Source organism: Mesorhizobium sp. B2-6-1, from assembly GCF_006440475.1.
Lineage (GTDB): Bacteria > Pseudomonadota > Alphaproteobacteria > Rhizobiales > Rhizobiaceae > Mesorhizobium.
In genome coordinates, this window is the sequence record NZ_VFUH01000005.1 from 194,716 (window position 1) to 216,596 (window position 21,881).

Here is a 21,881-nt window from a genome sequence, read left to right on the forward strand (position 1 = left end):
TGCAAGGTCACGCAAGCTCGCCTTGCTTAGTTCTTCTTTTTGTTGAGGAAAGTCCAAGGCGAGTTGACCGGTAGGGTGACTGTGTCCGGCACGGTGTCGACGCCGGTCACGTCTGCCTTGCGCACGGTATAGCCCGACTGGATGACCGAGACGCCGTCCAGGATGAAAAGCTGGCTCTTCTCCATGCCCGGTTTCAGCGCGCCGGTTACGGAAACCGGCTGGTAGGCCCGCGATATTTTGTAGGGCTGAGCCGGGGTGACCAGGACGATCTGGTTGGGTGGTGGTGTCGGCATGTGGCTGCAGGCGCCGGTCCACGGCACCAGTAGGAATTGATAGACAAGATCGCCTTCGCGATCGACCGGCAACGCATAGCCGGCTATTTGTATGGTCTTGTCCTGCAGGCCGAGGGATAACGTCTCGCCGCGATCGGGCAATTTTGCCGCGATCATCGGCAGGCCAGCTTCTTCGGCAACCGCCTGGGTCGCCGGGCGCAAATCCTTCCAGAATATGTGTGTGGTCTCGGCCGAAGCGAGGGCGGCTGTAAAAGCCGACATCGCGCCCGCGAACGCTGCCATGGCTATCAGACGTTTGGTCATCGGACGTTTTCCTTTGCGTTCGAGTAAAGACACCGCCACCGGCGACGTCAACGCTCGAGCCGCATTACATGCCGGCGAGAACCGGTCATGCCGGCGTCGTGAAAGCCGCGCGCCGCAAACATGTCGCGAAACCCCATGAAACGGTAGCTCGGCGATGCCTCGCCCACCGGATAGGCCTCAATGATATGCGCCCCCTTGGCGAACGCGTGGTCAATGGCCGCATCGAGCAATGCGGAAGCAAAACCGCGACCGCGCAAAGCCCTTGGCACATAAAAGCAGACGATTGACCATACCCCCGTCTCGCTGTCGTCCTGCTGCTTTGAAAGCCTTCGGTAGGTTTCGCGCGGCGCGACCGAACACCAGGCAACGGTCTTGCCGTCGATCTGGGCGAGGATGCCGACCGGCCTGCCGGCATCGATAAGTGCCATCATCTGGCGCTTTTTCTCATCATTCGGGATGTGCTCGCGGACGGACTGCCGCCACGCCATGCACCAGCAATATCTTGGCGCACCCGGCTGCTCGAACAATATCTCGAAGTCGCCGCGTGTTGCCGGCGTCACCTCCGTGAACCGGATATCGGCAAGATCAGCTTTTTCTGGAGGTGAGCCGTTCCAGCCTTTTGGCATCCGTTAACTCCTTCACGGCGTCCCGGCCGATCCAGCTAACTCCTTCACGGCGTCCCGGCCGATCCAGCGCGCCGTCTTGTCGGATGATCCGGCCAACTTTTGCGCGAGCGCAAGGGCAGGGGCATGCAGCGCCGCCGAGCGTTTGCCGATCTGCCGCAGCGCCCAGCTGACCGCCTTCCTGACGAAATTGCGCGGATCGCCGGCATGCGCCTCGATCAACGGCAGATAGGCGAGAAACGTCGCGTCCGGCTCCTGCTTCAGATGCACTGCGCTCCACGCCACCATGGCAAAGCCGGCGCGGCGCACGAACTCGCGTTCGTCGGCAGCAAACTCCTCGATCAACTCACGCCGGAACGGCGTTTCAGCAAAGAGATCCGAAACGCTGTCTACGATCTCCCATGAATCGAAATCGCCGGCCCAGCGGCGGCACTGCTCGGCCGTGATCCTTTTCTGCTCCCCGGTGAACGCCGCCACCAGCCGCGCCTCGCGAACACCGCTGTCCCACAGGGCAAGCGCCCGCTCGTGATTGCGCTTCAGCTTGCGCGCCAGCGGCCGCAAATCCGAATTGCCTACACCAAGCGCCGTCGCGGTGTTGATGCCGAACCGGGCCATGCCGGCGCGGTTTTCCTGCGTGCCGATCGAGCGCAGGTGAGCGACGACGTCGTCCGCGCTCCAGCTCGGGCAGGGCAGGGACATCTGCGTTCTACTTTTCCAGCCTCGCCAGCAGTGAGGATGTGTCCCAGCGCCTGCCGCCCATCGCCTGGACGTCCTTATAGAACTGGTCGACGAGCGCCGTCACGGGCAGTCTGGCCCCGTTGCGGTCGGCTTCATCAAGGCAGATGCCGAGATCCTTGCGCATCCAGTCGACCGCGAAGCCGAAGTCGTATTTGCCTGCATTCATCGTCTTGTGCCGGTTCTCCATCTGCCACGAGCCCGCTGCGCCCTTGGAGATCACATCGATGACCTTCTCGATGTCGAGCCCGGCTTTCCTGCCGAAATGGATGCCTTCGGACAGTCCCTGCACCAGCCCGGCGATGCAGATTTGGTTGATCATCTTGGTGAGCTGGCCGGCGCCTGCCGGTCCCATAAGCCCTACCATCCGGGCATAGGCGTCGATGACGGGCCTGGCTTTGTCGAAGGCTGCCTGATCGCCGCCGACCATGACGGTCAGAATGCCGTTTTCGGCGCCGGCCTGGCCGCCGGAGACCGGCGCGTCGAGGAACGAGAAGCCGCGCTCCTGTGCGGTCTCGGCCAATTCGCGCGCGACCTCGGCCGATGCCGTGGTGTTGTCGATGTAGACGGCGCCCTTTTTCATGGCCTGAAAGGCACCGTCCTTTGCCGTCGTCACCGAACGCAGATCGTCGTCATTGCCCACGCACGAGAAAACAAAGTCCTTGCCTTCGGCAGCCTGCGCCGGCGTCAGGGCGAGAGCGCCGCCGTGCTGGGCGACCCATTGCTCCGCCTTTGCCCCGGTGCGGTTGTAGACGGTGACGTCATGGCCGCCCTTGTTCTTCAGATGCGCGGCCATGGGGTAGCCCATGACGCCAAGACCGAGAAATGCCACCGATGCCATGGCTTGTTCCTTCCGACGGGAGCAAAGATTGCAGTTGCGGAAGGTCTAGGCCATGCGGCGGATTCGTCAAGGCGCGCGCCGCGCCATCGACTGGCACAGATCAGGTAGGCTTACCGTTTCAGGTGAATGGTAATCCGGCGCTCGATCCATTCGACCCCGTGGCGCAGGATCTCGACCATCACCAGATAGACGATTGCCACCCAGACATAGGCCTGGAAGTCGAAGGACTTGGCGTAGGCGAGTTTCGCATTGCCCATCAGGTCGTAGACGGTGATGATGGCGACGATCGCGGAGGCCTTGATCATCAGAACGAGTTCATTGCCGTAGGGTCGCAAGGCCACGATGATCGCCTGGGGCAGTATGACCTTGCGCAGCGTCTGCAACTTGTGCAGGCCGAGCGAAGCGGCGCCTTCCCACTGGCCCCTTGGAACGCTCTCTATGGCGCCGCGCAAGATTTCGGCCTGATAGGCGGCCGTGTTGAGCGCAAAGGCGAACACGCCGCAGTTGAAGGCGTCGCGGAAGAACCACCATAGCCCAACCGATTCGAGCTGCACGCGGAAAGAACCGACCCCGTAATAGACCAGATAGACCTGGACCAGCAGCGGCGTGCCGCGGAAGAAATAGACGTAGCAATAGGCGGGCCACGACAGCAACCGGTTGTTCGACATGCGGCCATAGGTGACGGGCAGCGACAGGATGGCGCCGGCCACCATCGACACAGCCACCAGCGACAGGGTGGTTCCAAGTCCCTGCAGATAGGCCGGCGCATATCGTGCGAAGAACTCGCCGTTCCACGCGGAGACCAGATAGGCCAGTATGCCGAAGCCGAAGAGGATCCAGAGGCCGACGAGTGCGTATCCCACGATACGGGCACGCGGCCAGCCGCGCGCCGGCGGCGGCGGCCGATCGACGGCAATGGTGTCGGTGACGCTCATCGCGCTTCCTTCTGCCCGAGCGACCGCAAGATGAAGCCGGTGGCGATCGAAGACAGGATTGCCAGGATGAGAAAAACCAGCGCCGCGACGCTGTAGAACAGGAACGAATGTTTGGTGACGCGCGCCGCGACGCCCGCATTGCGCAAGGTCTCGGCGAGGTTGACGACCGAGACCAGGGCTGTGTCCTTGAGCAGGCTGAGCCAGCAATTCTCGAGACCGGGGAAGGCGATGCGCAGCAATTGAGGCAGGATCACCTTGCGCATGGTCAGCCACTTCGACAGACCGATCGCATAGCCGCCCTCATACTGGCCCTTCGGAATGGCGCGAAAGGCCGAAAGGAATACCTCGCTGGCATAGGAAGAGAAGATCAGCGAGAGCACGATCATGCCGGCGATGAAGCTGTCGACATCGATCGTCGCCTCGGGCCTGAAGAAGCGGATGATGTATTGCAGCAGGATGGGCATGCCGAAGAAGAACAGGAAGAGCGTCACCAGCTCCGGAAGGCCCCGAAACATGGTGGTGTAAATGTTCGCGGCCAGCCGCAGCGAAGGCTCTTCGGATTGCTTTGCCCAGGCAATGAAAAAGCCGATCGTCAGGCCGATCGGAAGCGTGGCGAGCGCCAGCGCGATGGTGACCACCGCGCCATAGGCGATATCGTCAAGCCAGCCATTGGGTCCCCAACTGAGAAGTGTCCATATGCTTTGGGCTGGCATCGAGTGGTGTTATCTCCAGAGCTCCCAGATCGGGTAAGGCGGCAGGGAGACCCTGCCGCCCTTGGAGGTGATTATCAGGACTCGGCGCCGTAGACGTCGAACTTGAAGTACTTGTCGTTGATTTCCTTGTATTTTCCGTTGGCCCTGATGGCGTCGATGGCGGAATTCAGCTTGTTGACCAGATCGGTCTCGCCCTTGCGCACGGCAATGCCGGCGCCAGGTCCGAAAATCTCGACCGGCTGCGGCGAGGGCTGGCCGAGGATCTTGCAGCAGGCACCGTCAGGCGAATCCAGCCACTGCTGCAGCACCACGATATCATCCTCGATGGCGTCGAGGCGGCCGTTGGCCAGATCCGCCTGTTCCTCGGGGCTGCTCGGATAACCCTTGATCGTGCTGTCGGTGTAGGTCTTCGAGGCATAGTTGAAATGCGTCGTCGTGGTGGCCACGCCGATACTCTTGCCGGCGAGGTCCTCCTTGGTCACGCCCTTCAGCGTCGAATCCTTCGGGACGGCGAGCGCCGAGGGCGTGTTGTAGTATTTGTGAGTGAAGTCGACCTTCTCGGCACGCTCCGGTGTGATCGACATCGAGGCCACGATGGCGTCGAACTTGCCCGCCTGCAGCGCCGGGATGATGCCGTCCCAATCCTGGGCGACAAAGGTGCATTTGACCTTCATCTCGTCGCAGAGCGCCTGGGCGATGTCGATGTCGAAACCGACGAGCTTGCCATCGGAAGTCAGGTTGTTGAAGGGCGGGTAGGCGCCCTCGGTGCCGATCCTCAGGGTCTTTTCCTGGGCCTGGGCTACGCCGAGCGTCAGCAGCGCGGCCGAAGCGGCGAGCGCGATACGCAGTGCAATACGCATAATGATCCTCTCTTTATGGTCCCGGCCGTCGTTCCGAAACGGCTCTGTGGGGGCGGTGCTTTTGACCGCCCGCTGGCCCGATACTCCCACTCTTTCCAAGAAAAAAGCAACTGCAAAACCACGAAAATCGGCAATGTCCTTCTGCCGTTACGTTACTTCTCAAGCAACGAGGCCGGTCGCGCGCTCGACGAAGTCGGCTATCGATTTCACGTCGTCGAGATCGAACACCGGCAGGCTTTTGTCCTCGATGACGAAGTCGGCCGCAATGGCAACGATCCCGGGGTCACCCGCCGAAAGCGGCGTCCGGTCCTTCGCCTCCAGGCGCCGGGTTTCGATCTTGCGGTGGGCTTCGCGCTTGTAGCCTTCGACCAGCACGATGTCGGACGGCGCAAGCCGCGACAGGATGGCTTCCAGCGCCGGCTCATCCTCGCCGCGCAATTCGTGCATCAGCGCCCAGCGATTGGCGGAGACGATGGCGACTTCCATGGCTCCTGCCTGCCGGTGGCGAAAGCTGTCCGCGCCCGGCTTGTCGATGTCGAAATCATGATGGGCGTGCTTTACGGTCGAAACCCTCCAGCCGCGCCCAACGAGTTCCGCGACCAGTTTCTCAGTCAGGGTCGTCTTGCCGGAGTTCTTCCAGCCGGTGATGCCGAAGAGGCGCTTGTTCATCTCAGATGCTCTGCAGCAACCGCGCCGCCTTGGCAAGATCGTCGGGCATGTTGATGTTGATCGGCCGCCGTGGCCAGCCGCTTTCGAGCCGCAGCAAGGTCTTGTCGCCGCCGCCCCTGCATCTGGATTGAACGCCGGCCAGCATCAATCCCGCAATATCTCTCACCATCATCGAGCCCGTGCGCCTTCGCGAAAATTCCCCGCGAGCCTCTTATATGCCGTCCGGGGCCATGGCAGGACCAGTGCTTTCCGCGACGATCCTGCGCCGGCCGACGACGCGCTCACGATAAAGCGCGTAAAGGCCGGAGCCGACGATTGTGCTGGCGCCGATGATCATTGTCATGTCGGGGACATCGCCGAAGACCAGCAGGCCGAGCACAATGGACCAGAGCAGCGCCGTATAGCGGAACGGTGCTATGAAGGAAATCTCGCCCGAGCGCATCGCCATGATGATGAATTGGTAGCCGATGAGCACCAGCACTGCTGCGAGCGCCAGCAGCGCAGTGGCTTTTCCCGTCATCGGTGTCCAGCCGCCCATCGGCGACAGCAGCAGCGCGCCGACCACCGTCATGGCCAATGCCGTTGCGGTGGAGACCAGCAGCGTGGGGATAGCCTGCGGAATCCGCTTGGTGGCGAGGTCGCGCACTGCGCAGCAGGCGACGCTGGCCAGCGCCACGAGCGAAAACATGCTGAACCCCTCGAAGCCCGGGCGCACCACGACCAGCACGCCGGCAAATCCAACGGCGATCGCCAGCCAGCGGCGCCAGCCGACCGCCTCGCCGAAGACAAGGGCCGCGCCCATTGTCACGGCCAGCGGCAGTGCCTGCAGGACGGCCGAGACGCTGGCGATCGGCAAATGGGCAAGCGCGACCAGGAAGGTCACCGTCGCGCCGGCCTCGGCAAGGACGCGCAGCGCCACCAGTGGCTGCAGCATCGAGCGCGGCCGGACCAGCGCGCCGCGCTGCCAGGCAAGCAGGCCGACGAAGAGCGAGGCAAATGCGCCTCTGATCAGCATGACCTGCGCCATGTTCATCGACTGCGACGAATATTTGGTGATCGCGTCATTGAGGGTGAAGCCGGCCATCGCCACCACCATGAACAACGCACCGCGAAGATTGGGAGAAAGGGGCAAGATCTCTACCGGTTCTGCTTTGAAAAAAGCCTGTAGCAGCCGGGACCGAAACAGCAACGACAAAGGGCTGGGCCACGGCCTTGATCGCGGCCCAGAATTTCAACCGCGGATGACCGGCCTTACTTCTTCGGCGTTAGCACCTCGGTGCCGCTGCCGTCTTTGCCGGCGATCGTCCACAGGCCGTGCAGCGAGCCGTCGTCATCCATCTTGTAGACGACAAGGCCGATCTCCTTGCCCAGGACATAGCCGGCCGAGAAGGCGTTGTCGTTGCGCATGCAGATGCCGTCCGAGGACGAGCCGCCGGTTTCCCAATGGATCGTGCAGGTCGTGCCGCTTGTCAGCGTGATGGTTGCTTCGCCGCCATAGGCCGAACCATCGAAATTGGTGCCGGCGACATCGTAAGTGCCGCCGATGGATTGCGCCGCCGCCGGCATGGCGGCGAGGCCGAGCAAGGCAACAGAAAAGATGAATTTGCGCATAATGTTTTCCCCACGGAGCGAAAGCCGCTACCGGATGGAAGGCTAGGCGCGAAAACGGCTGGGGTAAATCAGGCGGGCATCCGCCGGCGGAGATTTATTGCGGCATGGCCGCAATAGTCACGGTCCCTCGAGGCTGGCGGCGATGGCGCTGACCAGCGGGTCGTATTTCGACTTCACGGCCGGCGGATATTCGATCCAGACGGTGCGGATGACGCCGTCCTTGCCGAACAGGCGGCGCTCATAAAAGATGTTCCCGGCCTTCAGCCCCGAAAGCACGGCCCAGTTCTTTCCCGTCCTGCTGTAGGTGACCTTGTAACCCGCCTCCGTGCTGGCTTTCTCGGTCGCGACGAAGTGTCTCGGCGTGTCGTTGTCGATATTCAGGATGCCGGAACAGATCAGGCTGGCGCCGTCGGGCGCGAGCCATTGCTGGCCGTCACCGTTGTCCGGTTCGGGCTGGCGGTCGGTGAAAACATCATCGGGAAAGGTGCAGACCGTGCCGAATCGCTCGTTGGTGTAGGTGAAAGGAGCGGCGGCCGAGGGGATTGCCGCGATCGCCGCAACGAATGCCAATACCGAGCGCGCGCACTTCATTCCATTCCTCCAGCAGTCAGCCGGAAGCGATCCTGCACCAGATCCGTGGGAAAATCAGCCGCCGGTGACGCTCATATGCCGCGACACGGAGGGGCGGCTGGTGCGGCGGTCGATGATGAAATCATGCCCTTTCGGCTTGCGCCCGATCGCCTCGTCGATCGCCGCGCCGACCAGATCGTTGCCTTCGGACGCACGCAACGGCTCCCTGAGATCGGCGGCATCCTCCTGGCCCAGGCACATATAGAGCGTGCCGGTGCAGGTCAGCCGGACGCGGTTGCAGCTCTCGCAAAAATTATGGGTCATCGGCGTGATGAAGCCGAGCCGGCCACCGGTTTCCGCGACATGGACATAGCGGGCCGGACCGCCGGTCTTGAACGGGACGTCTGTCAGCGTGAACTGGCGCTCCAGCGAGGCGCGCAGCAGCGACAGCGGCAGGTACTGGTCGGTGCGGTCGGCGTCGATCTCGCCCATCGGCATGGTTTCGATGACGGTCAGGTCCATGCCGCGGCCATGCGCCCAGCGCATCATCTCAGGCAATTCGGCGTCGTTGAAATCCTTCAGCGCCACGGCGTTGAGCTTTAGCTTCAGCCCCGCCGCCTGCGCCGCATCGATGCCGGCCATGACCTTGCCGAGATGGCCCCAGCGGGTGATTGCGTGGAACTTGTCGGCATCAAGCGTGTCGAGCGAAACATTGATGCGCTTGACGCCGCAATCGGCGAGCTCGGCAGCAAAACGCGAAAGCTGCGAGCCGTTGGTGGTCAGCGTCAGTTCTTCCAGCGCGCCGCTTTCGAGATGACGCGACAGCTGACGGACCAGGTGCATGATGTTCTTGCGCACCAGCGGCTCGCCGCCGGTGAGACGCAATTTGCGCACGCCCTTTGCGATGAAGACGCTGCACAGCCGGTCGAGTTCCTCGAGCGACAGCAGGTCCTTCTTGGGCAGGAAAGCCATGTCCTCGGCCATGCAATAGGTGCAGCGGAAATCGCAGCGGTCGGTGACCGACACGCGCAGGTAGCTGATCGTGCGGCCGAAAGGATCGATCATGTCCATGCGTGAAGCGTTTCCCGTGGCTGTGAACGACGGCGTTATATATCGCTATGTGATACGATCCGGCCTGTCGTTCAAGATAGCCGCTCTCGATCTTTGGTAACATTCCCCGACCGACACCGGATGTCGGCTGCCTGGTACGGGCTTTTCCAATCCGGCGAAGCGGCGTAGGGAAGGGCGGTTCGAAACGGAAAAACACCATGACGGCGCCGAAGGAACTGCGGGTCTCCAAAGACCGCAAACTGCTCTCCGTGACCTTTCCCGGCCACCAGCCATTCGAGCTGCCGGCCGAGCTGCTGCGCGTCGCCTCGCCGTCGGCCGAGGTGCAGGGCCATTCGCCGGACCAGCGGGTGACCGTTCCGGGCAAGCGCGATGTCGCCATCCTCAAAATTGAACCGGTCGGCAACTACGCGGTGCGCATCACCTTCGATGATTTCCATAACACCGGTATCTTCACCTGGAATTACCTGCACACGCTGGGCCACGAGAAGGATGCGCGCTGGAATGCCTATCTTGCCGAGCTGGCACAAAAGGGTCTCAGCCGCGACCGTTAGCCGGCGGGCGTCGTCAAGATGTCATGGAGCGGGAGTAGGGGCGGCGGATCGGGAGACAAGACAATGTCCATCATAACCACCGTCGAACAGCTTGAAGCGTTCTATGGCCTGCCCGGCGAAGCCTCGGTGGTCAAGGAACTCGACCACGTCATTCCCGAATACGCCGCCTTCATCGAGGCCTCGCCCTTCGTCGCGCTGGCGACCAGCGGGCCGGAAGGGCTGGATTGCTCGCCGCGCGGCGATCTCGCCGGCTTCGTGCGCATCGTCGATCCGAAAACCCTGATGATGCCGGACCGGCGCGGCAACAACCGCGCCGATTCGCTGAAAAACATCATTCGCGATCCCCGCGTCGGGCTGCTGTTCCTGGTGCCGGGCTCCGGAACGACGCTGCGCATCAACGGCCGCGCGCGCATCACCACGGATGCCGCGCTTTGCGCGTCGTTCACGGTCGACAGCAGGCCGGCACGCTCGGTGAGCGTCATCGATGTCGATACGGTCTATTTCCAATGCGCCCGCGCCATCGTGCGGTCGGAACTGTGGAACCCGGAAAGGCATGTCGATCCGAAGTCCCTGCCGACGCCAGGAAAGATCCTGGAGATCACCAGCCGCAGGAACATCGACGGCGAAACCTATGACAAGGAATGGCCGGAGCGGGCAAAAAAGACGATGTGGTGATCCGCTGGACCGCAATGGCGGTCAGGCGTCCTTCAACACCTCGTAGATCTTGCGCATCTGCTCGCCGATCATGTCGCACTGCTCCGGCGTCGACTGGCTCATCGCTTTCTCGATCAGCGCCATGTGCACCTTCAGCGCCTGCATCAGCAGCGCCTCGCCAGCTTCGGTGAGGGCCAGCCGCAGGATGCGCTTGTCCTTCTCGTCGCCTTCGCGGCGCAGCAGGCCGCGTGCCTCGAGCTGCGGCAACAGCATGGTGATGTTGGAGCGGCCGACGAGCAGCTTGCGGGCGAGATCGTGCTGCGACATGCCGGGATGGCGATAGAGATTCATCAAAACATCGAGCTGCGCGGGCTTCAGATCGAGCGGCGCGAGCTTCACGGCAAGCGTGCGCTCCAGCACATGGCAGGCGCGCGCAACCGCGACCCAGTTGCGAAACCGCGGGTTGTTCCAGGGCAGCTCTTGTTTATTGTTCATCTTTGAACTATTATGTTCATGCTTGAACGTATGGATGGAGTCCCACTATGGCATCATTCGGACTGAAGGTCATCCGGGGTGTATTCGGGGCCGCCGAACACGTCGCCCCGCGCCTTACGGGGCGCGCCGCATTCGAGCTGTTCTGCCGTACGCCGAACGCCAGGGTGCTGAGCGAGGGCGAACGCCGTGCCGTCGACCGCGCGGCAGATTTCATGGCTGAAGCGCGGCATCACCGGCTGAAAGCCGGATCCGGCTGCGTCATGGTGCATGAATTCCGTCCGGAGCCGGGCAGGGCGTCCGCCGGCACGGTTCTCGTCGTCCATGGCTGGCGCTCGCGCACCGAATATATGCGCATGCTGATCGAGGGCTACCGCGCCGCCGGCTACAGGGTCGTCTCGCTCGACCTTCCCGGCCACGGCCAATCGCATGGCCGGCGGTTGAACATGGTCAATGCCGTGGATGCGGTGCGAATCGCGGGCGAATGGTTCGGCCCGTTCGCGGCGGTGGTCGGTCATTCCTTCGGCGGCGCCGTCGCCGCCAATGCAATTGCCGGATCGATCAGGAACATTGCGCCGCTGGCGGCCGGGCGCCTGGTGCTGATCGCCGCGCCGAGTTCATTGCCGGCCATCTTCGCCGACTTCAGTCGCATGCTCAATGTCGGTCCGCGCTCGCAGGCCGCCATGGCGGACCGTGTCGAACATCTTTCCGGCCGGCCGCTGCACGAATTCACCGGCGATCGCCAGCTTGCCCAGGCGCCGGTGCCGACGCTGGTCATCCACGCACCCGACGATCGCGAAGTCTCGGCCGATCATGCCTGGCGTTATGCCGGCGCCGGTGACCATGTGTTGCTCCACTGGGCCGAAGGGCTCGGCCATCGCCGCATCCTGGCGGACAAGGGCGTGGTGGAACGCGCCGTCAGCTTCGTGGCCGCGCACCGGGAGCCGTCGCTGCTCCATTGAGCGCGCAATCAGGGCTGTTTCTTCTTCTCGCCGGGTTCCACCGGCAGTCCGGCCGCCTTCCAGGCGGTGTAGCCGCCAAGGATATGCTTGACCGGCGACAGCCCCATGTCCTGCGCGGTCTTGGTGGCGAGCGCCGAACGCCAGCCGCCGGCGCAGAAGAAGACAAAGCTCTTTCCCGAAGCGAAGAACGGCTTGTGGTAAGGGCTCTCGGGATCGATCCAGAATTCCAGCATGCCACGGGTGACATGTTTGGCGCCGGGAATCCTGCCGTCGCGTTCAATCTCGCGAGGATCTCGCAGGTCGACAAAGATGGTGCCTTCGTCCTCGATCAGGGCTGCCGCTTCCTCGGGCGAAAGCACTTCGATCTCGGCATTCGCCTCATCCAGCAGTTCGCGATAACCCTTTTTCACCGTCCGATCCTCCCGGCCCGTTTAGACTGGCGCTCCGTCCGTTCGGATTTCGAGCACAACGCCCGGCGTTTGTCATCCCGCGTCGGTACCGGCTATCATCTTCCAGGCGGCCATTGCCCCCTCCACGGTTGCCAGCAGGGCCGCATGCGAAGCACCGTCGCGCGCCTGGATCGACATGCCGTGTTGAACCGTCGCGAAAAAGGTCGCGGCGGCTTCGCAGTCGAAACTCCTCGGCAATTCGCCCTCGGCCACGCCACGCTCCAACCGCCTCTGCAAGGCTGCGTGGTTTTCGGCGCGCCGACGGCGCAGGTCGTTGCAGATGGCGCCGCGCGAGCTGTCCTGATGCAACGCGCCGAGCGTGACCAGGCATCCTTGCGGGCGGTCGGTCTGCGAATAGGCCTTGGCGGTCTGACGCAGGAAAGCCTCGATCGCCTCACGTGCCGTTGGCGCCTCGTCCAGCGCGGTCCAGATGTCCGTGCCTTCGGCCTGCGTGTAAAACTCGGTCGCCTCGAGGAAGAGCGCTTCCTTGCTGCCGAAGGCGGCGTAGAGACTTGGCGAATTGATGCCCATCGCCCCGGTCAGGTCGCTTATCGACGTGCCTTCATAACCCTTGGCCCAAAACACCTCCATCGCGCGCCGTAAGGCGGCGGTTCTGTCGAAGGTGCGGGGGCGTCCTCGTTCCGGCATGATCTCTTTCTGTGCTGATCGATACATAAATCAGTTGACGGGGCCGAACAAGCCTGACATCTATTTCTGTATCGATCATTACAGAAAGGAGAAATCGATGTCACCGAATCGTTTGAGCGGCAAGGCCGCGCTCGTCACCGGCGGCAGCCGCGGCATCGGCGCAGCGATCGCTCGCAAGCTGGCGGCAGACGGCGCCAGCGTGGCACTGACCTATGTCAATGGCGAGGAGCAGGCCCGTGCGGTGGTCGGCGAGATCGAGGCCAATGGCGGACGCGCCATCGCCATCAAGGCCGACAACCGCGACGCCGCGGCGGTCGCGAGGGCGGTCGACGATGTTGCTTCTGCCTTCGGACGGCTCGACATATTGGTCAACAGCGCGGGCATCTGGCGCGCCGCGCCCATCGACACCCTGTCGCTCGCCGACTTCGATGAAACCATGGAGGTCAACCTGAGAGCGCCGTTCGTCGCCTCCAAGGCCGCGGTGGCACATATGGGCGAGGGCGGCAGGATTATCTCCATCGGCAGCAATCTGGCGGAGCGTGTGACCGACACAAGCCTCAGTGCCTATTCCGCGAGCAAGGCGGCGCTGGTCGGACTAACCAAAGCCCTGGCACGCGACCTCGGTGCGCGCGGCATTACCGCCAATATCGTCCATCCGGGCTCGACGGACACCGACATGAATCCGGCAAGCGGTCCGCATGCCGAGCATCAGCGGGAAAAAATGGCCACACCGCGTTTCGGCGACGCCGATGAGGTCGCCGGCATGGTCGCCTGGCTCGCCGGTCCCGAGGGGCGCTTCGTGACCGGCGCCGCGCTGACCATCGATGGCGGCGCCAACGCCTGACGTCGCCCGCCCGCTTCGACGGCCGGAGCGGATTGTGTCCGCTCCGGCCGTCACGATGTTGTGAAACCGTTCTGCCACAGCTGCCCCAAAATTTATGAAAGCTTAACGAAATCGGTATGAATCGGTATAGTCGCGTCTTACATCCGCCATGCGGTGGGCAAGACGCACGAGCGTGCGGAACGGAGCCGGTTGCGGCTGGAGCGGGTGACCATGAAATTGCCGGGAAACAAAGCTACCGCGTTGCCGCTTGCAGCGCTCGTGGCGACGCTGGCCCTGGGAACGCCGCAAGCAGGCGCGCAGGGGCTTTTCGACATGCTTTTCGGCGGCGGCGTAAGGCACGAGCCGCGAGGTGAGTTTCCTCCTCCGCCACCAAGGCGCAAGCCGAACCCCAACGTATCCGCCGGCGGTGGTGGCGGCGGCAGCGTGAAGATCAGCAGCCCTTCCTACTACACCTACAAAGCCGACAAGCTCGTGCGCGTCGACTTCTCGGCGCTTACGGCAGCGCCGCAGCCGGCGACGCCGCAGGACGCCGCCTTCGTGCCCTCAGCCACCGGCAACGCCTTTCGCGAGGCAATCGCCGGACTGAGCGACTACGAGCTCTATGCGGAGCCGGATATCGCCAAGGCGCTGATCGCCTATTATTCGGCCAATCCGGATTTCATCTGGGTGACCGGAGCCAACGCCAACAGCCGCGCACAGGACGCGGTGCGGGTGCTTGGCGAGGCGGCGAGCTACGGCCTGGCACCGTCCGACTACACGGTCGACGTGCCGACCGCCGCTGCGTCGACTGGTGACGCCGCTGCACGTTTGAAGGAGTTCGTGCGCTTCGAAATGGCGCTGTCGGCTCGCGTGCTTCGCTATGTCCATGATGCCCAAAGCGGCCGCGTCGAACCCAACCGCATGACCGGCTACTATGATTTCCCCGCCAAGCCGCTCGACATGGAAGGCGTTTTGAAGACGCTGGCGCACACCCAGGAAGTGCGCACCTATCTCGAATCGCGGCATCCGCAGAACCCGGAGTACCAGGCGCTGCGCGTCGAGTTGGAGTCGCTGCAAGCGAGCGCCGAAAACGAGATCGTCGTCGATCCCAAGCTGTTGCTGAAGCCGGGCGAAACCAGTCCCGAGCTTCCCAAGCTGCTGAGCCTGATCGCGCGCAATCTCGACGACGAGATGGGCGGCGCCTACGGCGAAGTGCTGTCGCGGCTCGCCACCAGCGACGTCTACCTCCCTGAGCTGGTCCCGGTCATCAAGGCGGTGCAGCAAAAAGCAGGCATGAAGGGCGACGGCGTCATCGGACCGCGCACCGTCGCGTCGCTGGCCGGAACGTCCAAGGCCGACCGGCTGCTCAAGGTACAGGTGGCGCTGGAAGAACTGCGCTGGCTGCCATCCGACCTCAGCAGCCCGCGTGTGTTCATCAACCAGCCGGCCTTCACGGCGAGCTACATCGACAATGGCGAGGAAAAGCTGAAAACCCGTGCGGTCATCGGCAGGACCACCAACCAGACCGCCTTCTTCTACGACCAGATCAAGCAGGTCGACTTCCATCCTTATTGGGGGGTGCCGCAGTCGATCATCGTCAACGAAATGCTGCCGAGATTGCGCAGCGATCCGGGTTATCTCGACCGGGCCGGCTATGAGGTGACCGATTCGCGCGGCAAGCGCATTCCGTCCTCGGCGGTCAACTGGGGCGGCTATGGCGCGAACATCCCCTACAGCGTGCGCCAACTCCCGAGCGAGGCCAATGCGCTGGGCGAATTGAAGATCCTGTTCCCCAACAAGCACGCCATCTACATGCATGACACACCGCAGAAGTCGTTCTTCCAGCGCGATATGCGCGCGCTCAGCCATGGTTGCGTGCGGCTGCAGGATCCGCGGGGCATGGCGGCTGCGGTGCTGGGCACCTCGGTCGACGATATCGCCGAGAAGCTGAAGCACGGCCATTCGACCGAGAGCGTGACGCGCACAATCCCGGTCTACGTCGCCTATTTCACTGCATGGCCCGACATGTCCGGCAAGGTCGAATACTTCAACGACGTCTACGACCGGGACACGCGGTTGAAGCAGGCCCTGGACGCCACCGAAGCGGCACGCTCGCCGTCGAGCTGAGAATTCAGCGGGCCGAGAGCGGTCGCCGGAAACCGGCGTCGCGCCCTGCGATCAGCCAGTAGACAAGCCCGGCGACCAGGCCGGCAGCGGCGATGATGCCTATATCGGCCCAGCGCTCCGACGCCATGTCCTCGAGCGCGCTCGGCCAGATCAGGGCAAAGCCGCCGACCGCCGCCGCACCGCCGAAGAGCATGTGTAGCCAGAAGCCGCGCAACGAGAAGCATTCGACGATCAATGCGAACACCAATGTCTGCACCCCGGTCAGCACGATCGTCAGGAAATAGATGAACATGCCGAGCGGCGGCACCACCAGCGCCGCGATCGGCGAGACGCCCATGAGGTCGAAATACCGGGGCGCATTGGGTAGGGAGCTCAGCACGGCATAGATCGCGACAACGGCGATCAGGCCGACCAGCACGGCGACGAGATAGCCGGCAAGCACCATCAAGATACGTTTCAACACATGCCTGGCCGTCGCCATGCATACCCCCCGTGAAGCTCCGCTGTAATCAGCCATCAAAGGTGCATTGGCGCAAGGGCGGGCACATCTCACGCCGCAGGCTCGGCATTTTCAGATGGGACCGGTGATCATTGCCGGGAGGGATCGTAGAACGGGTTGCCCGTCCCGCAGGTTTCCCCTGACGAAGCTATCTGGGTTCGGCTGTCACCGGATCATAGGTGATTTCGACCTTCGCCTTGTCGGCGGTGTAGTAGGTGACGGTATAGGCGCCATCATCCCAGTCGACCTCCTTGACATAGCGGAAGCCATCGCGCTGCTCGACCTTGGCGATGATGTCGGACAATTTCTTGGCATTGGGCGGCGGCAGCGGTTTTTCGTCGGCCGCCAGAACCGGGCCGGAGCCGAGAAGAACGGCGACGCTTGTCGCCACGAGAAATCTGGTCATGGTTTTCCCTCAAGTTTCGACAGGGGGAAACTCAGTGATGGGGAGGTTTGTTCCCCAGGCGGGATGGATGGCCAGGCTATGCATCGGCTTTGTGACTGCCCTCGAGCAATTCCCGATTTTCTTGCAATCAACCCCGCCGGCTTTGTCCCGGCGCTACAAGACGGCGAATGATCATGGTCGAATCGATCGCGATTCTCGAATACCTGCTCGCCCGCACGGGCCGAGCCCGCTCGCCGTCGCCCCACATGATCCGGCTTTCGTCGCCTACCTGCAATTTTTCGGAGGGCTTCTCAACCCCCACGCGTCAGGCTGACCGCTTAAGCTCTGCCACCTGCACACCCAGCCGGAACGCCTGACCGTCGGCGTATGAGCGCGCATAGCTTTCGGCTGAGAATGGGACGGTGGTGGTGACGCCATTGACGGTCACGCGAACCGACCACGACTTTTCCCTGACGATTTCAACGGCGTGTTCTGCCATGTTCTCCCCCGAGAATCTGACGTTGAGGAAGCTACCATAGCGTCGCCCAACTGATTTGCATACAAACAAACCGACAGATGGTGACGGAAACCCAAAATCAATAAGGGCGAGGCGCCAAGCTGTTTGGCCTACGCGCCAGTAGCTTTTTTGGACAAAGTGGAGGGGCCTAGTCATCCAACAAATCAGTTTAGTTGGATGGTGGGCGATGCAGGGATTGAACCTGCGACCCCACCCGTGTGAAGGGTGTGCTCTCCCGCTGAGCTAATCGCCCGCTCGTTGCCCGAAGGCCAAGCGAGCCGCGATATAAGGGAGGGCGGTGCGGGAAGTCAAGGCGGTGTCCGGCGTTCTCACAAGGGGCAATCGCTTCAGGTTTCGTCATACTCTTTCAAGCGCCGGCGCCGCCCCTCACCTGCCTGCCGGCATCCTCTCCCCGTATAGACGGGGAGAGGGGGCTGTGTCGCCGTTTTCGCCAATTTTTAACGTTGCAATGGAGGCGCCAGCGTTCCGGCCAGACCCTTCTCCTCGTCTCTGTGCGGGGAGAAATGCCCGGCAGGGCGATGAGGGGCGGCGCCGACTTCGATCATTAGAGGCATCCGCCGCAAACAGGAAACTGTCATTGAACCTGTCCCGGCCGCCCGCTATCCGTTCAATGTTGCGCCGCGGCGATCAGCCGCTCAGCTAGGTCCAGCGTCAGCGCGTCGAAATGCGAGATTACCGCCGAGGGCTCGAACTCGCGCACGTGGCGGTCGGTGTAGCCGAAGTCGACGGCCACCACTGGGATGCCGGCGGCTTTCGCGGTGTCGATGTCGGTCTGCGAATCGCCGACCATCAAAGCGCGGTGCGGGTCGCCGCCGGCGCGCTTGATGGTTTCGGTGAGGTGGCGCGGATCGGGTTTGCGGAAGGCGAAGGTATCCTGTCCGGCAATCGCCGCGAAGTGTTTGGTCAGGCCGAGCGCCTCGATCAGCGCCAGCGAGTTGGCCTCGTATTTGTTGGTGCAGACGGCCAGGAGGTAGCCGGCCTTCTCGAAGCGGGCGATCGCCTCGAGGACGCCGGGGTAGGGGCGGGACTTGCCGGGAATGTTGAGGGTGTAGTGGTCGAGGAACAGTTTCAGCAGCCGGTCGTGTTCGGCGACATCGAGCGACCGTTGCTGCGCGGCGTGCGCCCGTTCGATCATCACGCGGCCGCCATGGCCGACGAAGCGCCTGAAGCCGGCTTCGTCGACGGCCGCGAGCGCGCTGGCGGCAAGGCTGTGGTTCAGGCTGTCGAGCAAATCCGGTGCTGTGTCGATCAGCGTACCGTCGAGGTCAAACACGATGATCGGGCGGGTCATGATCCATCCTGGGCAGTTTATGCAATGGGCAGGCGATAAAGGCTGCGGCGCGTCAAGGCAAGCGCCGGGCAGGCTCGTTCAGGCAAGCAAGCTCCCCGGACCGGGCATTCGCGACGAACCGCCAGCCATGAAAAAACCCGCCAGTGCGGCGGGTCCCGGCGCAAATCTGCACCATAGGCAAATATGTAGCATAACTGCCTTCACCCAGTCAATGGCATATAAGAAAAAATTCCTATGAACGTTACTCGCGCATCGCTCGCTGGCCGCGCGGGCACACCATTGACGGGAGGCCGAACGTCATCAACCTACGCCGCTGCAAGGGCTTTGACCGGACCGGCAAAAATGGTAGGAGCCGCAAACACCAGGTTCCGGGGCGGTAAAAGCGGCATGGATGCAAGACAGTTGAAGGTCGAAGCCGCGCGGGCGGCCCTTGCCCATGTCACCGACGGCATGCGGCTCGGCATCGGCACCGGCACCACCGCCGACGAGTTCGTGCGGCTGCTTGCCGACAAGGTGGCCACGGGCCTGACCATCATCGGCGTGCCAACGTCCGAGCGCACCGCCTCGCTGTGCCGCGAACTTGGCGTGCCGCTGTCGACGCTGGAAGAGACGCCGGAACTCGATCTCACCGTGGACGGCGCCGACGAAGTCGACCCCGCGCTGACGCTGATCAAGGGCGGCGGCGGCGCATTGCTGCGCGAGAAGATCGTCGCGGCGGCTTCCGCTCGCATGATCGTCATCGCCGACCGGTCCAAGATGGTCGAGACGCTCGGCCGTTTCCCATTGCCCATCGAGGTCAACCCATTCGGTCTGCGCGCAACCGAAATCGCGATCGGCAAGGCGGCTGCAAGGCTCGGCCTTTCCGGTCCGGTTACATTGAGGATGACGGGCGGCCAGGCTTTTGTTACAGACGGCGGCCACTTTATCCTCGATGCATCTTTTGGCCGCATTCCGGATACAAGAGCGCTATCGAATGCTCTCCACGCCATTCCCGGCGTGGTCGAGCACGGTCTTTTCATCGGGCTGGCGTCAGCGGCCATCATCGCCGGGGGCGATGGCATCCAAACCGTCCATGCCGCCTGAAAACAGGGAGTTCTATCGACCATGATGTTGCATAACCGGGTTCGCCGCTTTTCCGTCCTTCTGGCGGCATCGGCCGTTTTGGCCTTCTCTTCGCCGGCGTTCTCGCAGGACGTCACGGAAGCGCACCTGAAGGCGGCGCGTGCCGCGGTCACCGCGATCCATGCGACCGACCCGTTCGACAACATCCTGCCGCAAGCCGCCGCCGCCCTCGAATCGCAGCTCATCCAGAAGAACCCCGACATGCAGGAGCTGATCGCCAAGACGATCAGCGAGAAGGCCCTGGCGCTGGCCTCGCGCCGGGCCGACCTGGAGAAGGAAGCAGCCCTTGCCTATGCGAAGGTGTTTTCCGAACAGGAACTCAACGACATCGCGACCTTCTACAATTCGGACTCCGGCAAGAAGCTCCTCGAGAGCGGCCCGGCCGTGACGCGCGACCTGGTGAAAGCGGCCGATATCTGGCAGAACGGGCTTGCTCGTGACCTCGCCCAGCAGGTCGGTGAAACGCTGGCCGCGGCGGCCAAGGCGAAAGCGCCGGCAGCGCCTGCTAATGCGGCCGCGCCCGCCGATGGCGCCGCCCCCGCCGACGGGTCGGCCCCTGCCGACGACACGCAGAACTGATCCTGCCATTTCAAACGGCCCTGCGGCCATCTGTGAAGCCCGGCTTGTCCGGGCTTTTCTTTTTATGCTTTGCGGCCTACCTGTCACTCACATTTTCCGAAGCTCAAGGAGCCGCGCAATGGCCGCTTACGACTACGATCTTTTCGTCATCGGCGGCGGTTCGGGCGGGGTGAGGGCGGCGCGCGTCGCCGCAGCGCTCGGCAAGCGCGTCGGCATCGCCGAGGAATATCGCTTCGGCGGCACCTGCGTCATCAGAGGCTGCGTACCGAAGAAGCTCTATGTCTATGCTTCGCAATTTCCCGAGCATTTCGCCGATGCCGCCGGCTATGGCTGGACGGTGCCGGAAGCCAGTTTCGACTGGCCCACGCTGGTCGCCAACAAGGACCGCGAGATCAGCCGTCTGGAGGCGATCTACAAGAGGAACGTCGAGGGCGCCGGCGGCGAGGCCTTTCACACGCGCGCCATGATCGTCGACCCGCATGTGGTGCATCTTCTGGACCAGGACCGTACCGTCACCGCCGACCAGATCCTGATCGCCACCGGCGGCCGTCCGGCGCCGCACCCGGCACTGCCCGGCCACGAATACTGCATCTTCTCCAACGAGGCCTTCGACCTCGAGCAGTTGCCCAAGTCGATCATGATCGAAGGCGGCGGCTATATCGCGGTCGAATTCGCCAACATCTTCCATGGCCTGGGCGTCGACACCACGCTGGTCTATCGCGGCAAGGAGATCCTCAGTCGCTTCGATATGGACCTGCGGCGCATGCTGCACGAAACGATGGAGAAGAAGGGGATCAAGATCCTTTGCCATGCCGTCTCGGAATGGATCCGCAAACGGCCGGACGGCCGGCTCGACGCGTTGCTCACCGGCGGCCAGACGCTGACGGTCGACCAGGTGATGCTCGCCATCGGCCGCATCCCCAACACCGAGAATATGGGACTGGAAGGCATCGGCATCGAGATGACCGCGACCGGCGCGATCCAGGTCGACGCGTACTCCCGCACCAACGTCGAAAACATCTGGGCGATCGGCGACGTCACCAATCGCGTGCAACTGACGCCGGTGGCGATCCACGAGGCGATGTGCTTCGTCGAGACCGCCTTCAAGGGCAACCCGACCGCGCCCGACCACGACACGATCGCCACCGCCGTGTTCTCGCAGCCGGAGATCGGCACGGTCGGCCTGTCGGAAGACGAGGCGGTCAAGCGCTTCCCCGACATCGAGATCTATCGCGCGGCATTCCGTCCGATGCGGCACACCTTGTCCGGCCGCGACGAAAAGATGCTGATGAAGCTGGTGGTCGATGGCGCGTCTAAGAAGGTACTCGGCGCGCACATATTGGGGCCGGATGCCGGCGAGATGGCGCAGCTTCTCGCCATTCCGCTGAAGGCCGGGCTGGTCAAGGATGATTTCGACCGCACCATGGCCGTGCATCCGACGGCCGCGGAAGAGCTTGTGACCATGTACAAGCCGACTTACCGAGTGAAGGATGGCGAGCGCGTAGACTGACGGACAAACGCGCCGCGGCAAGGTACT

27 protein-coding genes, 1 tRNA gene and 1 pseudogene are annotated in these 21,881 nt (G+C 63.1%); 8 read left to right on the forward strand and 21 right to left on the reverse strand.

The window, feature by feature from the left end; genetic code table 11:
• Window positions 1–26 precede the first annotated feature (26 nt).
• The 13 genes and pseudogenes from FJ443_RS13435 to moaA all read right to left on the reverse strand — a co-directional run bounded on the left by FJ443_RS13435 (window position 27) and on the right by moaA (window position 9,224).
• Entirely contained in the window at window positions 27–596 is a 570-nt protein-coding gene (locus FJ443_RS13435) for a DUF3299 domain-containing protein (protein WP_140664430.1), read from the reverse strand.
• A gap of 47 nt (window positions 597–643) precedes the next feature.
• Window positions 644–1,123 carry a GNAT family N-acetyltransferase gene (locus FJ443_RS13440; protein ID WP_224646503.1) on the reverse strand — a complete coding sequence of 160 codons (480 nt, stop codon included), beginning with the start codon at window positions 1,121–1,123 and terminating at the stop codon, window positions 644–646.
• A gap of 111 nt (window positions 1,124–1,234) precedes the next feature.
• Window positions 1,235–1,918 carry a DNA alkylation repair protein gene (locus FJ443_RS13445; RefSeq protein ID WP_140557183.1) on the reverse strand — a complete coding sequence of 228 codons (684 nt, stop codon included), beginning with the start codon at window positions 1,916–1,918 and terminating at the stop codon, window positions 1,235–1,237.
• Window positions 1,919–1,925: 7 nt separating this feature from the next.
• Window positions 1,926–2,795, reverse strand: a complete 870-nt coding sequence (locus FJ443_RS13450) for an NAD(P)-dependent oxidoreductase (RefSeq protein ID WP_140498634.1) — start codon at window positions 2,793–2,795, stop codon at window positions 1,926–1,928.
• 110 nt (window positions 2,796–2,905) lie between these two features.
• On the reverse strand, window positions 2,906–3,730 hold the full coding sequence (locus FJ443_RS13455; protein WP_140498633.1) for an ABC transporter permease: 825 nt from the start codon (window positions 3,728–3,730) through the stop codon (window positions 2,906–2,908).
• On the reverse strand, window positions 3,727–4,443 hold the full coding sequence (locus FJ443_RS13460) for an ABC transporter permease (RefSeq protein WP_140498632.1): 717 nt from the start codon (window positions 4,441–4,443) through the stop codon (window positions 3,727–3,729). The genes FJ443_RS13455 and FJ443_RS13460 overlap by 4 nt, the downstream gene beginning before the upstream one ends.
• Before the next feature lie 74 nt (window positions 4,444–4,517).
• Entirely contained in the window at window positions 4,518–5,303 is a 786-nt protein-coding gene (locus FJ443_RS13465) for an ABC transporter substrate-binding protein (RefSeq protein ID WP_140498631.1), read from the reverse strand.
• 159 nt (window positions 5,304–5,462) lie between these two features.
• Window positions 5,463–5,972, reverse strand: coding sequence for a molybdopterin-guanine dinucleotide biosynthesis protein B (mobB, locus tag FJ443_RS13470; protein ID WP_140557185.1), 510 nt, complete (start codon window positions 5,970–5,972; stop codon window positions 5,463–5,465).
• 76 nt (window positions 5,973–6,048) lie between these two features.
• A pseudogene (locus tag FJ443_RS32060) lies at window positions 6,049–6,141 on the reverse strand (molybdenum cofactor guanylyltransferase MobA); the annotation flags it as partial.
• Between the two features lie 42 nt (window positions 6,142–6,183).
• Window positions 6,184–7,104, reverse strand: a complete 921-nt coding sequence (locus FJ443_RS13480; RefSeq protein WP_140557186.1) for a DMT family transporter — start codon at window positions 7,102–7,104, stop codon at window positions 6,184–6,186.
• Window positions 7,105–7,223: 119 nt separating this feature from the next.
• Window positions 7,224–7,583, reverse strand: coding sequence for a hypothetical protein (locus FJ443_RS13485; RefSeq protein WP_140498628.1), 360 nt, complete (start codon window positions 7,581–7,583; stop codon window positions 7,224–7,226).
• A 117-nt stretch (window positions 7,584–7,700) separates the two neighbouring features.
• Window positions 7,701–8,174 carry a hypothetical protein gene (locus FJ443_RS13490; RefSeq protein WP_140557188.1) on the reverse strand — a complete coding sequence of 158 codons (474 nt, stop codon included), beginning with the start codon at window positions 8,172–8,174 and terminating at the stop codon, window positions 7,701–7,703.
• 54 nt (window positions 8,175–8,228) lie between these two features.
• Window positions 8,229–9,224 (reverse strand): GTP 3',8-cyclase MoaA, encoded by a 996-nt coding sequence (gene moaA / locus FJ443_RS13495; protein WP_140557190.1) that lies wholly within the window; start codon window positions 9,222–9,224, stop codon window positions 8,229–8,231.
• A gap of 197 nt (window positions 9,225–9,421) precedes the next feature.
• Here moaA and FJ443_RS13500 point away from each other — a divergent pair, with 197 nt between their 5' ends.
• Window positions 9,422–9,775: a DUF971 domain-containing protein gene (locus FJ443_RS13500; RefSeq protein ID WP_140557192.1), complete on the forward strand. Its 354-nt coding sequence runs from the start codon at window positions 9,422–9,424 to the stop codon at window positions 9,773–9,775.
• 63 nt (window positions 9,776–9,838) lie between these two features.
• Window positions 9,839–10,450 carry a pyridoxamine 5'-phosphate oxidase family protein gene (locus FJ443_RS13505; protein WP_140498624.1) on the forward strand — a complete coding sequence of 204 codons (612 nt, stop codon included), beginning with the start codon at window positions 9,839–9,841 and terminating at the stop codon, window positions 10,448–10,450.
• A 21-nt stretch (window positions 10,451–10,471) separates the two neighbouring features.
• Here FJ443_RS13505 and FJ443_RS13510 read toward each other — a convergent pair whose 3' ends face one another.
• Window positions 10,472–10,924 carry a MarR family transcriptional regulator gene (locus FJ443_RS13510; protein WP_140664432.1) on the reverse strand — a complete coding sequence of 151 codons (453 nt, stop codon included), beginning with the start codon at window positions 10,922–10,924 and terminating at the stop codon, window positions 10,472–10,474.
• A gap of 47 nt (window positions 10,925–10,971) precedes the next feature.
• On the opposite strand from FJ443_RS13510, the gene FJ443_RS13515 reads away from it, so the two are divergent.
• Entirely contained in the window at window positions 10,972–11,883 is a 912-nt protein-coding gene (locus FJ443_RS13515; protein ID WP_140561218.1) for an alpha/beta fold hydrolase, read from the forward strand.
• 8 nt (window positions 11,884–11,891) lie between these two features.
• Here FJ443_RS13515 and FJ443_RS13520 read toward each other — a convergent pair whose 3' ends face one another.
• Both FJ443_RS13520 and FJ443_RS13525 read right to left on the reverse strand, forming a co-directional pair.
• Window positions 11,892–12,293 (reverse strand): rhodanese-like domain-containing protein, encoded by a 402-nt coding sequence (locus FJ443_RS13520; RefSeq protein WP_140548470.1) that lies wholly within the window; start codon window positions 12,291–12,293, stop codon window positions 11,892–11,894.
• Window positions 12,294–12,365: 72 nt separating this feature from the next.
• Window positions 12,366–12,980, reverse strand: coding sequence for a TetR/AcrR family transcriptional regulator (locus FJ443_RS13525; RefSeq protein WP_140525204.1), 615 nt, complete (start codon window positions 12,978–12,980; stop codon window positions 12,366–12,368).
• 97 nt (window positions 12,981–13,077) lie between these two features.
• On the opposite strand from FJ443_RS13525, the gene FJ443_RS13530 reads away from it, so the two are divergent.
• Both FJ443_RS13530 and FJ443_RS13535 read left to right on the forward strand, forming a co-directional pair.
• Entirely contained in the window at window positions 13,078–13,824 is a 747-nt protein-coding gene (locus FJ443_RS13530) for an SDR family oxidoreductase (RefSeq protein ID WP_140525203.1), read from the forward strand.
• Between the two features lie 210 nt (window positions 13,825–14,034).
• Window positions 14,035–15,930 (forward strand): murein L,D-transpeptidase, encoded by a 1,896-nt coding sequence (locus FJ443_RS13535; RefSeq protein ID WP_140664435.1) that lies wholly within the window; start codon window positions 14,035–14,037, stop codon window positions 15,928–15,930.
• A gap of 4 nt (window positions 15,931–15,934) precedes the next feature.
• On the opposite strand, the gene FJ443_RS13540 is transcribed toward FJ443_RS13535, so the two are convergent.
• From FJ443_RS13540 to FJ443_RS13560, 5 genes are all read right to left on the reverse strand, one after another.
• On the reverse strand, window positions 15,935–16,411 hold the full coding sequence (locus FJ443_RS13540) for a hypothetical protein (protein WP_140664437.1): 477 nt from the start codon (window positions 16,409–16,411) through the stop codon (window positions 15,935–15,937).
• A gap of 166 nt (window positions 16,412–16,577) precedes the next feature.
• The gene (locus FJ443_RS13545; RefSeq protein WP_140525200.1) at window positions 16,578–16,835 is read right to left on the reverse strand and encodes a PepSY domain-containing protein; all 258 of its coding nucleotides are present in this window, start codon (window positions 16,833–16,835) and stop codon (window positions 16,578–16,580) included.
• Between the two features lie 304 nt (window positions 16,836–17,139).
• Window positions 17,140–17,313, reverse strand: a complete 174-nt coding sequence (locus FJ443_RS31160) for a hypothetical protein (protein ID WP_181165341.1) — start codon at window positions 17,311–17,313, stop codon at window positions 17,140–17,142.
• 196 nt (window positions 17,314–17,509) lie between these two features.
• A tRNA-Val gene (locus FJ443_RS13555) sits at window positions 17,510–17,584 on the reverse strand.
• A gap of 375 nt (window positions 17,585–17,959) precedes the next feature.
• The gene (locus tag FJ443_RS13560) at window positions 17,960–18,643 is read right to left on the reverse strand and encodes a phosphoglycolate phosphatase (RefSeq protein ID WP_140498617.1); all 684 of its coding nucleotides are present in this window, start codon (window positions 18,641–18,643) and stop codon (window positions 17,960–17,962) included.
• A 387-nt stretch (window positions 18,644–19,030) separates the two neighbouring features.
• On the opposite strand from FJ443_RS13560, the gene rpiA reads away from it, so the two are divergent.
• From rpiA to gor, 3 genes are all read left to right on the forward strand, one after another.
• Window positions 19,031–19,726, forward strand: coding sequence for a ribose-5-phosphate isomerase RpiA (gene rpiA, locus FJ443_RS13565; protein ID WP_140498616.1), 696 nt, complete (start codon window positions 19,031–19,033; stop codon window positions 19,724–19,726).
• A 21-nt stretch (window positions 19,727–19,747) separates the two neighbouring features.
• Window positions 19,748–20,344, forward strand: a complete 597-nt coding sequence (locus tag FJ443_RS13570; RefSeq protein ID WP_140498615.1) for a DUF2059 domain-containing protein — start codon at window positions 19,748–19,750, stop codon at window positions 20,342–20,344.
• Between the two features lie 118 nt (window positions 20,345–20,462).
• Window positions 20,463–21,854, forward strand: a complete 1,392-nt coding sequence (gene gor / locus FJ443_RS13575; RefSeq protein WP_140664440.1) for a glutathione-disulfide reductase — start codon at window positions 20,463–20,465, stop codon at window positions 21,852–21,854.
• Window positions 21,855–21,881 lie beyond the last annotated feature (27 nt).